Genomic DNA, 14,429 nt, shown 5'->3' on the forward strand with positions numbered 1-14,429 from the left:
GATCACTTATCACTTTCGCTTAGCCACTGAATATAATATCCAACAACTAGTGATCATCGTTTACGGCGTGGACTACCAGGGTATCTAATCCTGTTTGCTCCCCACGCTTTCGTGCCTCAGCGTCAGTATAGACTTAGTAACCTGCTTTCGCGATCGGTGTTCTGTGTGATCTCTATGCATTTCACCGCTACACCACACATTCCAGCTACTCCAATCTCACTCTAGTTTATTAGTATCAATAGCACTTTTAACAGTTAAGCTGTAATATTTCACTACTGACTTAATAAACCGCCTACGCACCCTTTAAACCCAATAAATCCGGATAACGCTTGTGTCCTCCGTATTACCGCGGCTGCTGGCACGGAGTTTGCCGACACTTATTCTTTTAGTACCTTCAAAATTTTTATCACGTAAAAATCTTTATTCCTAAACAAAAGCAGTTTACAACCCATAAGGCATTCTTCCTGCACGCGACGTGGCTGGTTCAGAGTTTCCTCCATTGACCAATATTCCTCACTGCTGCCTCCCGTAGGAGTCTGGTCCGTATCTCAGTACCAGTGTGGGGGATCGCCCTCTCAGGCCCCCTACCGATCATTGTCTTGGTAGGCTTTTATTCTACCAACTAACTAATCGGACGCACGCCCATCTCTTGCCACATTTCTGCTTTAATAAAATCTTCATGCGAAAATTTTATACTATAGAATATTAATCCAAGTTTCCTTGGGCTATCCTCTAGCAAGAGGCAGGTTACGTACGTGTTACTCACCCGTACGCCGGTCGCCATCAAAATATATAAATATATTTTATGTTGCCCCTCGACTTGCATGTGTTAAGCCCGCCGCTAGCGTTCATCCTGAGCCAGGATCAAACTCTCCGTTGTAAAATAATTAAATACGTAAAAATTCTATTAAAAAATATTACAATGAATTAGGTCTAGAAAATTTTTTCAAAAATTAAAAGAACAAAATAATACCAAATATATATGTTTTTTCTTAAAAAATATTTTTTTGTTAAAAAAAAAATAATATAATTTTATTTTTTTTAGGTTGTTATTTTGTTATTTTTATTATGAGAACTTCTGATTTTGATTTTAAATTTCCCATTGATCTATTAGCTACTTATCCTACTAAAGAAAGAGATGAATCTAAATTAATGGTAATACATAAAAAACATCAAATAATTGAACATAAATTATTTAAAGATATATATCAATATTTTAATGAAGGAGATACATTAATTTTAAATAATACAAAAGTTTTTCCAGCTAGATTATTTGGTAATAAAGATAAAACAGAAGCTAAAATAGAAGTTTTTTTATTAAGAGAATTAGATGCTATAGATAGAACATGGGATGTTTTAGTAGATCCAGCAAGAAAAGTAAGAGTTGGAAATAAACTGAACTTTGGTTATGGATTAACCGGAGAAGTAATAGATAATACTACTTCTAGAGGAAGAATTTTACAATTACATTACATGGGGAATCATACAAATCTTATAAAAAAAATAAAAGAAATAGGAAAAACTCCACTACCAAAATATATTAATAGATATCCAGAAAAAATAGATAAAATACGTTATCAAACTATTTATGCAAAAATAGAAGGATCTGTTGCTGCTCCTACTGCTGGATTACATTTTTCAAAACATCTTTTAAAAAAATTAGAAATAAAAGGAATTAATATAGTAGAAATTACACTCCATATTGGATTGGGTAGTTTTTTACCTGTAGAAGTAGAAGATATATCTAAACATAAAATGGATTCAGAAAAATGTTTTATTAAATCAAATATTTGTGAAATCGTAAATCAATCTATTAAACAAAAAAAAATGATATGTGCAGTAGGAACTTCATCTATGAGAGCTATTGAAAGCTCTGTTTCTTCAAATAAAAATTTAAATCCTTTTTCTGGATGGACTAACAAATTTATATTTCCTCCTTATAATTTTAATATAGCTAATTGTATGATTACTAATTTTCATATGCCTAAATCAACATTACTTATGATGACATCTGCTTTTACAGGATATAATTTACTCATGAAAGCTTATCAAATAGCTATACAAAATAAATATAGATTATATTCTTATGGTGATTCTATGTTAATATTACCATAAAAAATAATATATGAATATTCTTGATAAGATTCAAGTCTCTATACAAGAAGAAATGAAATATTTTGAAAAACAATTTTTTCAAATTACAAAAAATAAAATTTCTTTAATAAAAAATATTAATAATTATATAATTCCTAAAAAAGGCAAACGAATTCGTCCTATGTTTGTTTTCTTAATTGCAAAAATGTTAGGAAACATACAAAAAAAAACATATCATACTGCGTCTTTAATAGAGTTAATTCATACTGCTACATTAGTACATGATGATGTTATTGATAATAGCAATTTTAGAAGAGGATTTTCTTCAATTAATGCTATCTGGCAAAATAAAATAGCTGTTTTAATAGGAGATTATTTTTTATCTAAAGGACTTTTATTAGCAACTAATCATCATTATCATGATTTATTAAAAATTATTTGTACAACTGTAAAAAATATGAGTGAAGGAGAATTATTACAAATAGAAAAATCTCAAACTTTAGATATTACAGAAAAAATATATAATCAAATTATTTGTAAAAAAACTGCTGGATTAATTTCTGCCTCTTGTGAAGGAGGAGCAATTTCTGTTAATGTCAGTAAACGAACATCTTTAAATATGAAATACTTTGGAAAATTATCTGGTATAGCTTTTCAAATTAGAGATGATTTATTTGATTATGATAATATAAATGACAAATTAATTGGAAAACCAGTAGGAATTGATTTAAAAGATAAAAAAATAACATTACCCCTTATTTATGCTATTAAAAAAGCATCTAAAAATGATAAAATATGGATATTAGATTCTATAAAAAATTTTAATAATCACACCACCAATCATAAAATTATAGATTATGTTAAACAATCAGGTGGTATTACATATGCTATTAAACAAATGATAAAATATAAAAATAAAGCTTTAAAAATATTAGATAATTATCCAAAAGGATCAACTAAAGACTCTTTAAAATCATTAGTCAATTTTCTAGTAGAAAGAAATATATAATATATGACAAAAAATTTAGTGATTGTGGAATCTCCAACGAAAGCTAATACTATACAAAAGTTACTTAAAGATGACTTTCATGTAGTATCTAGTAATGGACATATTGTAGATCTTCCAGAAAAAACAATTGGAATTGATTTTAACAATAATTTTCAACCTAATTACGTAATTCTTCCAAAAAAACTAAAAATAGTTCAACATCTTAAAGCAATAATGAATAATTATAATATAATTTGGATTGCCTCTGATGAGGATAGAGAAGGTGAAGCTATAGCATATCATATTTATAAAATATTAAATATACCAGATCAAAAAGTAAGAAGAATTGTATTTCATGAAATTACCAAAAATGCTATATTAAAAGCTATACAAAACCCAAGACAAATTAATTATAATTTAGTATATGCTCAACAAGCAAGGAGAATTATGGATCGATTAGTTGGATTTCAATTATCTCCAATTTTGTGGAAAAAAATTAATTCTAGATTATCTGCTGGAAGAGTTCAATCTGCAGTAGTACGACTTATTGTAGATAGAGAACAAAATATCCAAAAATTTACTCCAGTTACAGGATATAAAATATATGGGACCTTTACAATACAACAAAATAATAACAACAATATTATACTTAATGCAAAATTTTTAAAAAAAATACAAGAAAAAAACGAAGTACAATCCATTTTATCGTCATGCATAAAAACATCTTTTTTCATTAAAAATATCAAAATAACACAAAAAAAAACATCTCCACCACCACCATTTACAACAACATCTTTACAACAAGAAGCAAATCAAAAATTACATTTTTCTATATATAAAACTATGTCGATAGCTCAAAAATTATATGAACAAGGATATATAACATATATACGAACAGATAGCACTCATTTATCTAAAGATATTTGTAAACAAATCACCGATTTTATTCTTATGACCTATGGTAAAAAATATTTATCACCAAAAGAATTTTCATATCAATCAAAATTTGCTCAAGAAGCTCATGAAAGTATTCATCCAACTGATATTAACAATAGTTCTGTTTTAAATTCTTTAGATACTTTTCAACAATTGCTTTATCAATTAATTTGGAAACGCACTATTATAGGACAAATGTCAGATGCTATTATTGCATACAAAAATTTTTATATACAATCTTCTAATTTAGAACATCCTTTTATTTTTTCAACAAAATATATGATTTTCGATGGATTTATGAAAATACACAAAACATCACAACATACTGAATATAATGATATTAAAATAGGAACTCCTTTACAACAACAAGAAATTATAGCAAAACAATTTTTAACACAACATGTACCTAGATATAATGAAGGATCTTTAGTGAAAACTTTAGAAAATCTTGGAATAGGTAGACCTTCTACTTATGTGCCTATCATTTATTCTATACAAAAAAGACATTATGTAATCATTCAAAAATATATACAAACTAAAAATACGGTTGAATCTTTAATTCTTAAAAATAATGTCATTATTCAAAAAACAGATAACATTATTAATACCGAAAAAAATAAATTTTTACCTACAGAAATGGGAATTATTGTAACAAAATTTTTAAAAACAAATTTTCATAATATTATAGACTATAATTTTACTGCTAATTTAGAAAAAGATTTTGATGATATAGCAAAAGGAGATAAAATTTGGTACAATATTATTCATAATTTTTATAATCATTTTAATAAAAAATTAAAGTATGTCACTGAACATGTTGAGAAAATTAAAAAACAACGTTTTTTGGGATTAGATCCTTTATATAAGAAAAAAATTTTTGCTAAAATTGCTCGTTTTGGTCCAGTTATACAGATGGGAGAATTTGAATTAAATCAAAAAGAAAAACCAAAATTTTCTCCATTATTAGTTAATCAAACCATTGAAAGTATTTCTTTACAAGAAGCATTAAAACTTATTGAATTACCTAAATTGCTAGGAAAATTTGAAAATAAAGAAATTTTATTAAAAATGAATAAATATAATATTTTCATTCAACATAATAATCAATATATTACAATTAATCAAGAATTGTTTTTTAATTCATCAATAAATATAAAACAAGCTATTGATATTATATTAAAAAATAGACATCTCGATAAGAAAAAATAAATTCTGTTTATTGTTTATTAATTAATTATCAAAATATCTTTGATTAAGTAGTTGAATATGAAGCTTTATCATTACCTGTACGTTTCATTTAACATAATCTAAATATTTTGTAAATAATAATACTTATTGTATGATATTACATAAACAGAAATTTATTGTATTGCAAAAGCTTCTGTCATAGTTTTCATTTATATTATCAAAAATTCATTATAAGGTAAATATTTTCCTATCAAAATATAATAATGAGATAAAGATAAATTATCAGTAAAACTAATTGTTTTTAACACACAGCCTCATTTCCAATCATATTAAAATATTTTTGTCCTTTCCTTTCCTTTCCTTTCCTTTCCTTTCCTTATTAATCACATAATTTGTTAATCGATATAATATCTTCATATCTTTATATTATAATAAGAATTATATATATTTATTATTAAAGATTATCAACAATCAATATAATGTTATATATTATTCCTACTCCTATAGGAAATAGAGAAGATCTAACATTTCGAAGTCTTAGAATATTAAATGAAGTAGATATTATTTTAGTAGAAAATTATAAATTTTCAAAAAAATTACTAAATTATTATAAAATAAAGACATCTATTAAAACTTATACTTGTTATAATGAACATTATATAATTCCTCATATTTTAAAAATTATTAAACAAGGTAAAAAATTAGCATTAATTACTAATGCAGGAACACCAAGTATATCAGACCCTGGGTTTCTCCTTATTCAATCTTGTATTAAACATTCTATAAATATAGAATGTTTACCTGGAGCAACCGCTTTTGTACCTGCATTAGTAATTTCTGGACTTCCTATTCATGAATTTACATTTATTGGGTTTTTATCTAAAAAGAAAATAAAAAGAATCAATAAATTGAAAAATCTTTTACAAGTTAAAAGAACTATTGTAATGTATGAATCACCTCATCGCTTGTTAAATACTTTAAATGATATACAAGATCTTTGTGGTTCAGATCAATATATTGTTCTTTGTAAAGAAATATCAAAAATGTTTCAAGAAACATTTAGAGGAAAAATTAATAATTTAATTTTACAATTACAAAATAAAAACAAAAAAATATTAGGAGAATATGTATTGATTATTCATGGACATTCAATAATACATAATAATTAAACATATTTTTTTTCTATTAATAATTCTGCAATTTGAATAGCATTGGTTGCTGCTCCTTTTCTCAGATTATCTGATGTAATCCACATATTTAACGAATTTATACAAGAATCATCTATACGTATTCTTCCAACAAAAACATCATCTTTATTATGAGAAAATAACGGCATTGGATAAATATTTTTATCTGGATTATCTTGAAGAATAATTCCTTTTGAATTTGAAAAAATTTTTTTTATTTTCTCAATATTTGGTTTGTTTTTCAATGTAATATTAACACTTTCTGAATGCCCACCAATTACAGGTACACGAACAGCAGTAGCTGTAATTGCTATATTTTGATCGTTTAAAATTTTTTTTGTTTCTTTAATTAATTTCATTTCTTCTTTGGTATATCCATTTTGTTCAAACATATCACAATGTGGTAATACATTGTGATATATAGGATATGGATATACTTTTAAACTAGAACATCCTTGTTCCTCTTCTTTTAATTGCATTAAAGCTTTTCTTCCTGTTCCAGTAACAGATTGATATGTTGAAATTACAACTCTATTAATTCCATATTCTATATGTAAAGGATTTAAAATCATGACTAATTGTATAGTAGAACAATTAGGATTAGAAATAATTTTATCTTTTTTAGATAAAAAACATGAATTAATTTCAGGAACAATTAATTTTTTTTCTGGATCCATTCTCCATGCAGAAGAATTATCTATTACAAAGCATCCAATTCTAGAAAATTTTGGTGCCCAATTTATTGAAATATCTGATCCTGCAGAAAATAAAACTATATTAGGACGAATTGATAATAAATCTTTTATACTAATTACTTCATGTCTTTTTTCTCGAAAAAAAAATTCTTTCCCTATCGATCTTTTGGAAGCAGATAAAAACAAATTTTGAACTGGAAATTTTCTTTCTTCTAAAAGTTTTATCATAGTTCTACCTACCATTCCAGTTGCTCCTACTATTCCTAATTTCATAATTAAAAATGTTTAGATTGTCTATCTTATTTCTATATTTTTTTAACAAAATTAGTAAATAATATTTATTTATAACATTACTTAAACTGATATGATGAAACAAGGAAAAATGATTATTTTATCAGGATCATCTGGATCTGGTAAAACAACCATTTCTAATTTTTTACTTTCTAAAATTCCATTATTAAAATTTTCTATATCATGCACAACACGTACTATTCGACCTTTTGAAATAGATAAAAAAGATTATTTTTTTTTATCTAAAAATGAATTTATTAATAAAATAAATAATCATCATTTTATAGAATGGGAAGAAGTTTATCCTCAATTATTTTATGGAACTTTAAAAGAAGAAATATTTAGAATTTGGAATTCAAATTATCACGTTTTATTTGATGTAGATGTAAAAGGGGGAATAAATTTAAAAACAAAATATCCAAATAATTCTTTATCTATATTTTTAATGGTGAATTCCATCAAAACTTTAGAAAATAGACTAATTAAAAGAAATTCTGAAAATTATTATAAAATATATATTCGTTTAAAAAAAGCTGCCACAGAATGGAAATTCTCTAAATTATTTGATATAGTATTAATTAATTTAGATTTATCTATAACAAAAGAAAAAATATTAAAAATAGTCTCAAATTTTATATTTAATTAACAATTTTTATATCATATCAACCACACCACTATACTTATACTAGATATACACACTGACTCTCATCACATACATCATAAATAAATAACTAACTCCCCAGGCTGGATTTGAACCAGCGACCCTCTGATTAACAGTCAGATGCTCTAACCAAACTGAGCTACTGAGGATTTGTTATCTGAATTTTTCAGTTCATTAATTTATTTATAATCGGAATTTTTTTAATTCTTTGTTTATGTCGTCCTCCTTCAAATTCTGTATTAAAGAATATGTTAATCAAATTCAATACTTCTTTTTGACTAATAAAACGAGATGGTAAACTAATGATATTTGCATTATTATGTTTTCTTGCTAATAAAGCAATTTCTTTTTTCCATACTAAAGCTGCACGAATTTGTGGATATTTATTAGCTGTCATAGCGGCACCATTTCCACTACCACAAATAATAATTCCAAAATCGGCTTTACCATCCACTACCATTTTAGCGGTAGGATGAACAAAATCTGGATAATCTACTTTGATTAATCCGTTAGTAGATATATTAGCACAATATCCACAATCTTTGACTTGATAGTTTTTAATATTTTGTAAATAAGTCTTAATTATATTTTTATAATTTATTCCTGTATGATCAGCTCCTATAGCAATTATCATTTTATAAAAATACATCAAAATTTTAAATATATTTGAATTATATTTTACAAACAAACGAATGAATGATTATATTAAATGATTAATTTAAACTTAATAAAAACTGTTAATGATTTCAATTTTTACAATAAAATTGCTTTAATTAGAGTAGATTTTAATATACCAATAAATCCTAAAAACTTTCATATATTAGATGATACAAGAATTAAATCTTCAATTCCTACAATAAAAAAAGTATTATATGATAATGGAAAAGTAATATTACTATCACATTTTGGTAGACCAAAAGGAAAATATAATAAAAATTATTCCATAAAATTTCTGATTCCTTATTTATATAAAAAATTAAAAGTTACTATCAAATTTTCAGAATATTGCATAGGACCTATGGTAGAACAATTAGTTTTAAATTTAAAAAATAAGGAAGTTATGCTATTAGAAAATCTAAGATTTTATCAAGAAGAAGAAGATAATAATAAACTTTTTGCATTTCAATTATCTAAACTTGGAGATATTTATGTTAATGATGCATTTGGATCATCTCATCGTTTCCATGCCTCTATAACAACATTACCAAAATTATTTGTAAATAGAAAATGTATTGGATTTTTAATGGAAAAAGAAATTAAATCTTTAAATAAATTTTTAGGAACTGGTAAACAACCTATTTCTGTTTTATTAGGTGGATCCAAAATTAATTCTAAAATTAAAATTATTAAAAATTTAGTTCATTTTGCAGATCATATTTTAATAGGAGGAGGAATGGCATATCCATTTATTAAAATTTTAGGTGGACAAATAGGAGATTCTTTGACAGAAAAATATGATAAAAAAATAGAAACAGAATTAAAATCTGTTTTAGAAAATAATCATAAAAAAATATTTTTTCCAAAGGATGTTATTATTGTTAATAATAATGAGCATCAAACAAAAATAGTTTCTATAAATTCTATTCCACATGGATGGAAAGGTTTAGATATAGGACCTGAATCTATCAATTTTTTTTGTACCATTTTAAAACAATCTAAAACAATTCTTTGGAATGGTCCATTTGGGGTATTTGAACAACATCCTTTTTATATAGGAACTCAATCAATAGCAAAATTTATAGTAGAATTAACTATAAAAAATAATTGTTTTTCTTTGGTCGGTGGTGGAGATTCTATTGCTGCATTAAAAATGATTCAACTTGAAAACAAAGTAAGTTATATATCCACCGGAGGTGGAGCACTTTTAGAAAGCCTTCAAAATACAACACTTCCTGGTATACAAGCTTTTTTTTCATAAACAAAAACAAAATAATGTATATTTGTTTTTTATTTTTCGAATATACAATATAATTAATATGTCATTTACCCTACCAAAATTAAATTATGCATATGATGAACTTGAACCATATATCGATAGAAAAACAATGGAAATTCATCATCAAAAACATCATGCTATATATACAAATAACTTAAATAATGCTATACGTCAAACAGATATGGATAATATTTCCATAGAAAAAATTTTAAGAAGATCACATATTGAGGATCAAAAAATTAAAAATAATAGTGGAGGATATTATAATCATAATTTTTTTTGGAAAATTTTAATTCCAAATAAACAAATGACCGCCCCTAGTGAATATTTAATGAATATTATTAATAACAGGTTTCAATCTTTTAATTTTTTCAAAAACGAATTTTCTTCCATTGCTATCAATCATTTTGGTTCTGGATGGGCTTGGTTATGTCTTAATCCAACAAATAATAAACTCACTATTATTTCTACAAATAATCAAGATAATCCATTAATGTTAGGAATAAAACATGATCATGCTGGATATCCAATCCTAGGATTAGATCTTTGGGAACATGCATATTATTTACAATATCAAAATAGACGTATTGATTATATTTCATCGTTTTGGAACATTATTAATTGGAAACAAGTAGAAAAAAATTATACACAATCTATTAATATGAAGTAATTAAGTGGTAAAATTACCAACTAAATTTTATAATAATTTAGCAATAACATTCAACTAACAACCAATATATATTACATTATATGATATACCAATCAAATATTACATTATCAAATGATGTAGTCAAAATATCTATGTAGATAAATGTTGCATAATTTTATATGATGAATTATGGTATGGTATATGATGCTATGGCACTGTGGCCGATTGGAAAGGCAGAGGTCTGCAAAACCTTTTATAGCGGTTCGATTCCGCTCGGTGCCTTTTTTATATTTTTATGAATAATTGCATTAAGTTGTAAATTTATTTGTTTTATATTTTATGAAAATCAATAATATCCTAATTTCTCAAACTATAAAAAATTTAAATTCACCATATCTAAAACTTAGAAAAAATAAAAATGTAAAAATAGATTTTAGATCTTTTATAGATATTCAAGGAGTTTCAAATATTGAAATTTTAAAACAAAAAATAAATTTTGCTGATTTTACAGAAGTTATTTTTCTTAGTAAAAATTCTATAGATTATTATTTTAGACTTTCTAAATCCATGAAATTTCAAATACCTGTAAATATGCAATATATCTGTTTAACAGAATCAATTGCAAATTATTTACAAAAATATATAGTTTATAGAAAAAGAAAAGTACATATTGGTAATATGTATTTCCAAGACATCATTCCATATATCAACCAACATTCTAATGAAAGATTTCTTCTTCCTTCTTCAAATACATTAAACCCAGAAATTTCCAAAATGTTAAATCAATTAAATGTTTCTTGGAAAAGAGCAATTTTATATAAAACTACTTATAGTAATTTATCTGATTTAAAACACATATATTATTATGATCTACTAGTTTTCTTTAGTCCTATATGTATTAAATCTTTATTTGAAAATTTTCCCAAATTTCATCAAAGACATACACAAATAGCTACTTTTGGACAAAGTACTTTAGATGCTGCATACAAAGCAGGATTAAAAATTTCTATCACTGCTCCTACTCCAGAAAATCCATCTATGATGAAAGCATTAGAAAAATATATTAAAGATAAAACATAATTTTTATTCTACTGTTACAGATTTAGCCAAATTTCTTGGTTGATCTACATTTTTTCCTCTTATATAAGCAATTTTATAAGCTAATAGTTGAAGAGGTAAAACTGTTAATATTGGACTTAATTCTTCAGAAATTTTTGGAATTTCAATGATATGATCTGCTAACATACTTGCTTGAAAATCACCTTTATTAACAATAGCAATAATTTTACCTTTTCTAGCTTTAATTTCTTGAATATTTCCTATAATTTTTTCATAAACACTATTTTGTGTAGCAATAATAACTACAGGCATTTTTTCATCAATTAAAGCAATAGGTCCATGTTTCATTTCAGCTGCAGGATATCCTTCTGCATGAATGTAGGAAATTTCTTTTAATTTTAAAGCTCCTTCTAAAGCAACTGGAAAATTTATTCCCCTACCTAAATAAAGAAAATTTTCAACATTATGATAATTTATAGATATTTTATCAATAATATTATCAATTTTTAAAGTAGTTTTCACTTTTTCTGTAATTGATCCAAGTTCTTTACACAATAATTTATAACGATAATTTGTGATTTTAGATCGTTGCTTACCAATTTTTAAAGCTAATAAAAATAAGACCGTAATCTGAGCAGTAAAAGATTTTGTAGATGCTACTCCTATTTCAGGCCCAGCATGAGTATACATACCAGCATCAACATTTCTTGCAATAAATGATCCAACAACATTACAAATTCCAAATACAAATGCTCCCTTTTCTTTTGCTAATTTTAATGCGGCTATAGTATCAGCAGTTTCACCTGACTGAGAAATAACAATGACTATGTCTTTTTTTTCTATAATTGGATTTCTATATCTAAATTCTGAGGCATACTCTACTTCTACTGGTACTTTAGCAAAATCTTCTAATAAATATTCTCCAATTAAACTAGCATGCCAAGAAGTTCCACAAGCTACTATTGTAATAGATTTTGCATTAATAAATCTATCTATATTAGATTCAATTCCTTCTATACATATTAATTCATTAGATAATCTACCACGTAAAGTATCAAAAATTGTTTTTGGTTGTTCATATATTTCTTTCAACATAAAATATTGATATCCACCTTTTTCAATTTTTTTTAAATTAATATGAAGTTCTCTAATACTAGGACTTAATTTATGATTATTTGTAATTTGACGTAGATCTAATTCATTATTTCTTTTTAAAATTGCCATTTCTCCATCTTTCAAATCAAGGACATTTCTAGTATAATTTAAAAATGGAATAGGATCAGATGCAATAAAAAATTCTTTATCATTAATTCCTAATGCTAGCGGACTACCTAATTTAGCTATAACAATTCTTTCTGGATGTGATTTTTCTACTATAGCTATAGAATATGCTCCTATTATTTCATTTAAAGAAATTCTAACTGCTTCTTCTAAAGATAATTTATTTTCATTTTTAATATATTCAATCAAATTAACTAATACTTCTGTATCTGTTTTACTCTTAAAAGTAAATCCTTTGTTTGATAAAATAATTTTAATAGCATGATAATTTTCTATTATGCCATTATGAATTAAAATAAGTTCATTAGAATTTGAAACATGAGGATGTGCATTAATATCATTAGGAATTCCATGTGTTGCCCATCTAGTATGTCCTATTCCTGTTGTTCCTTTTTTTCCTTTTATGTTGATATTATATGATATTTTTTTTTCTAGTTCACATACACGACCTTTTGTTTTATATAAACAATATCCTCCATCATACAAAATTGCAATTCCAGAACTATCATAACCACGGTATTCCAATTTTTTTAATCCATTAATAATAATTGGATACGCATCTCTATATCCTAAATAACCAATTATGCCACACATTAGAAATAATGAATTTGAGTTGTAGTTGATTTATTCATTAATTTTCTATCAAATAGTTTCTTGATAAAATTTTCTATAAACAGTTTCTATTTCTTCAAATGGATAATATTTGAAAAAATATAATTTATTTTCTTTTATATAATTTTCTATTTCTTTCGGATAAGTCTCATCTCCTTTAATAATAGCATCTGAAAAAAACATACTCAATTTTAATAAATTGAAATAATTAGGATTAGGATGTTGTAATAATTTTAATTTATCAGTAATTATACCATCTAACTTGATTTTTCTAATAATTTCCTGATTTAAATTTCCTATAAAAGGTTTGTTATATATAGAAACAATAATTTTTGAATTACTATACACTGAATCATGTTTATACATAGATTTTATATACAATGGAATCAAATAACTCATCCATCCATATAAATGAATTAAATCAGGTTTCCAATTTAATCTTTTTACAGTTTCTAATACACCTTTTGTAAAAAATAAAGATCTTTCATCATTATCAGAAAAAAACATTCCATTTTTATCTTCATAAATAGCTTTTCGTTGAAAATATTCTTCATTATCTATAAAATAAACTTGTAGCCTAACATCAGGAATGGATGCAACTTTAATTAATAAAGGTTGATCAATTTTATTAATAGTCAAATTCATGCCTGACAATCTAATTACTTCATGTAATTGATGTCGTCTTTCATTTATTAATCCAAAACGCGGCATGAATATACGTACATCATTTCCTATTGATTGCATAAACTTAGTGGCCTTTAAAACTGATAAAGAAATAATATTCTTTGGAGTGAAAGGAAATAACTCTGAAGTTACATATAATATACGTTTGCCTGTCATTTCAATTAAAAA

12 protein-coding genes, 2 tRNA genes and 1 rRNA gene (1 of these 15 only partly in view) are annotated in these 14,429 nt (G+C 25.0%); 9 read left to right on the plus strand and 6 right to left on the minus strand.

Features of this window, described 5'->3' with window-relative positions; genetic code table 11:
* Nucleotides 1-880, minus strand: a 16S ribosomal RNA gene (locus H0H37_RS01500); it reaches 593 nt to the left of the window's first position.
* Nucleotides 881-1,068: 188 nt separating this feature from the next.
* Here H0H37_RS01500 and queA point away from each other — a divergent pair.
* The 4 genes from queA to rsmI all read left to right on the plus strand — a co-directional run bounded on the left by queA (nucleotide 1,069) and on the right by rsmI (nucleotide 6,375).
* Entirely contained in the window at nucleotides 1,069-2,115 is a 1,047-nt protein-coding gene (gene queA / locus H0H37_RS01505; RefSeq protein ID WP_185882214.1) for a tRNA preQ1(34) S-adenosylmethionine ribosyltransferase-isomerase QueA, read from the plus strand.
* Between the two features lie 10 nt (nucleotides 2,116-2,125).
* Entirely contained in the window at nucleotides 2,126-3,103 is a 978-nt protein-coding gene (locus H0H37_RS01510) for a polyprenyl synthetase family protein (protein ID WP_185882215.1), read from the plus strand.
* Nucleotides 3,104-3,106: 3 nt separating this feature from the next.
* Complete coding sequence (topA, locus tag H0H37_RS01515; RefSeq protein ID WP_185882216.1) at nucleotides 3,107-5,227, plus strand: type I DNA topoisomerase; 2,121 nt, start codon at nucleotides 3,107-3,109, stop codon at nucleotides 5,225-5,227.
* A gap of 458 nt (nucleotides 5,228-5,685) precedes the next feature.
* Nucleotides 5,686-6,375 carry a 16S rRNA (cytidine(1402)-2'-O)-methyltransferase gene (rsmI, locus tag H0H37_RS01520; RefSeq protein ID WP_185882217.1) on the plus strand — a complete coding sequence of 230 codons (690 nt, stop codon included), beginning with the start codon at nucleotides 5,686-5,688 and terminating at the stop codon, nucleotides 6,373-6,375.
* Here rsmI and H0H37_RS01525 read toward each other — a convergent pair.
* Nucleotides 6,372-7,361, minus strand: coding sequence for an aspartate-semialdehyde dehydrogenase (locus tag H0H37_RS01525; RefSeq protein ID WP_185882218.1), 990 nt, complete (start codon nucleotides 7,359-7,361; stop codon nucleotides 6,372-6,374). The two genes, rsmI and H0H37_RS01525, sit on opposite strands and share 4 nt — an antisense overlap.
* Before the next feature lie 91 nt (nucleotides 7,362-7,452).
* On the opposite strand from H0H37_RS01525, the gene gmk reads away from it, so the two are divergent.
* Nucleotides 7,453-8,025 carry a guanylate kinase gene (gmk, locus tag H0H37_RS01530; RefSeq protein WP_317168495.1) on the plus strand — a complete coding sequence of 191 codons (573 nt, stop codon included), beginning with the start codon at nucleotides 7,453-7,455 and terminating at the stop codon, nucleotides 8,023-8,025.
* An 89-nt stretch (nucleotides 8,026-8,114) separates the two neighbouring features.
* Here the strand turns inward: gmk and H0H37_RS01535 are convergent.
* Nucleotides 8,115-8,189: transfer RNA gene (locus tag H0H37_RS01535), tRNA-Asn, on the minus strand.
* Nucleotides 8,190-8,206: 17 nt separating this feature from the next.
* On the minus strand, nucleotides 8,207-8,674 hold the full coding sequence (locus H0H37_RS01540; RefSeq protein WP_185882219.1) for an RpiB/LacA/LacB family sugar-phosphate isomerase: 468 nt from the start codon (nucleotides 8,672-8,674) through the stop codon (nucleotides 8,207-8,209).
* 75 nt (nucleotides 8,675-8,749) lie between these two features.
* Here H0H37_RS01540 and H0H37_RS01545 point away from each other — a divergent pair, with 75 nt between their 5' ends.
* The 4 genes from H0H37_RS01545 (at nucleotide 8,750) to H0H37_RS01560 (ending at nucleotide 11,705) form a co-directional block, all read left to right on the plus strand.
* Nucleotides 8,750-9,958: a phosphoglycerate kinase gene (locus H0H37_RS01545; RefSeq protein WP_185882220.1), complete on the plus strand. Its 1,209-nt coding sequence runs from the start codon at nucleotides 8,750-8,752 to the stop codon at nucleotides 9,956-9,958.
* A gap of 58 nt (nucleotides 9,959-10,016) precedes the next feature.
* Entirely contained in the window at nucleotides 10,017-10,646 is a 630-nt protein-coding gene (locus H0H37_RS01550; RefSeq protein WP_185882221.1) for a superoxide dismutase, read from the plus strand.
* Between the two features lie 190 nt (nucleotides 10,647-10,836).
* A tRNA-Cys gene (locus H0H37_RS01555) sits at nucleotides 10,837-10,907 on the plus strand.
* A gap of 57 nt (nucleotides 10,908-10,964) precedes the next feature.
* Entirely contained in the window at nucleotides 10,965-11,705 is a 741-nt protein-coding gene (locus tag H0H37_RS01560; RefSeq protein WP_185882222.1) for a uroporphyrinogen-III synthase, read from the plus strand.
* 3 nt (nucleotides 11,706-11,708) lie between these two features.
* Here the strand turns inward: H0H37_RS01560 and glmS are convergent, their stop codons facing one another.
* Both glmS and H0H37_RS01570 read right to left on the minus strand, forming a co-directional pair.
* The gene (gene glmS / locus H0H37_RS01565; protein ID WP_185882223.1) at nucleotides 11,709-13,559 is read right to left on the minus strand and encodes a glutamine--fructose-6-phosphate transaminase (isomerizing); all 1,851 of its coding nucleotides are present in this window, start codon (nucleotides 13,557-13,559) and stop codon (nucleotides 11,709-11,711) included.
* 48 nt (nucleotides 13,560-13,607) lie between these two features.
* The gene (locus H0H37_RS01570) at nucleotides 13,608-14,417 is read right to left on the minus strand and encodes a glycogen/starch synthase (RefSeq protein ID WP_185882224.1); all 810 of its coding nucleotides are present in this window, start codon (nucleotides 14,415-14,417) and stop codon (nucleotides 13,608-13,610) included.
* Nucleotides 14,418-14,429 lie beyond the last annotated feature (12 nt).

This window comes from Blattabacterium cuenoti (assembly GCF_014252335.1).
In the GTDB taxonomy this organism is placed as follows: Bacteria; Bacteroidota; Bacteroidia; order Flavobacteriales; family Blattabacteriaceae; genus Blattabacterium; species Blattabacterium cuenoti_AL.

What these genes read in the sequence shown, in the direction of transcription:
- queA (WP_185882214.1), top strand. Translation starts at nt 1,069, where the DNA reads ATGAGAACTTCTGATTTTGATTTTAAATTTCCCATTGATCTATTAGCT.
- H0H37_RS01510 (WP_185882215.1), top strand. Translation starts at nt 2,126, where the DNA reads ATGAATATTCTTGATAAGATTCAAGTCTCTATACAAGAAGAAATGAAA.
- topA (WP_185882216.1), top strand. Translation starts at nt 3,107, where the DNA reads ATGACAAAAAATTTAGTGATTGTGGAATCTCCAACGAAAGCTAATACT.
- rsmI (WP_185882217.1), top strand. Translation starts at nt 5,686, where the DNA reads ATGTTATATATTATTCCTACTCCTATAGGAAATAGAGAAGATCTAACA.
- H0H37_RS01525 (WP_185882218.1), bottom strand. Translation starts at nt 7,361, where the DNA reads ATGAAATTAGGAATAGTAGGAGCAACTGGAATGGTAGGTAGAACTATG.
- gmk (WP_317168495.1), top strand. Translation starts at nt 7,453, where the DNA reads ATGATGAAACAAGGAAAAATGATTATTTTATCAGGATCATCTGGATCT.
- H0H37_RS01540 (WP_185882219.1), bottom strand. Translation starts at nt 8,674, where the DNA reads ATGATAATTGCTATAGGAGCTGATCATACAGGAATAAATTATAAAAAT.
- H0H37_RS01545 (WP_185882220.1), top strand. Translation starts at nt 8,750, where the DNA reads ATGATTAATTTAAACTTAATAAAAACTGTTAATGATTTCAATTTTTAC.
- H0H37_RS01550 (WP_185882221.1), top strand. Translation starts at nt 10,017, where the DNA reads ATGTCATTTACCCTACCAAAATTAAATTATGCATATGATGAACTTGAA.
- H0H37_RS01560 (WP_185882222.1), top strand. Translation starts at nt 10,965, where the DNA reads ATGAAAATCAATAATATCCTAATTTCTCAAACTATAAAAAATTTAAAT.
- glmS (WP_185882223.1), bottom strand. Translation starts at nt 13,559, where the DNA reads ATGTGTGGCATAATTGGTTATTTAGGATATAGAGATGCGTATCCAATT.
- H0H37_RS01570 (WP_185882224.1), bottom strand. Translation starts at nt 14,417, where the DNA reads ATGACAGGCAAACGTATATTATATGTAACTTCAGAGTTATTTCCTTTC.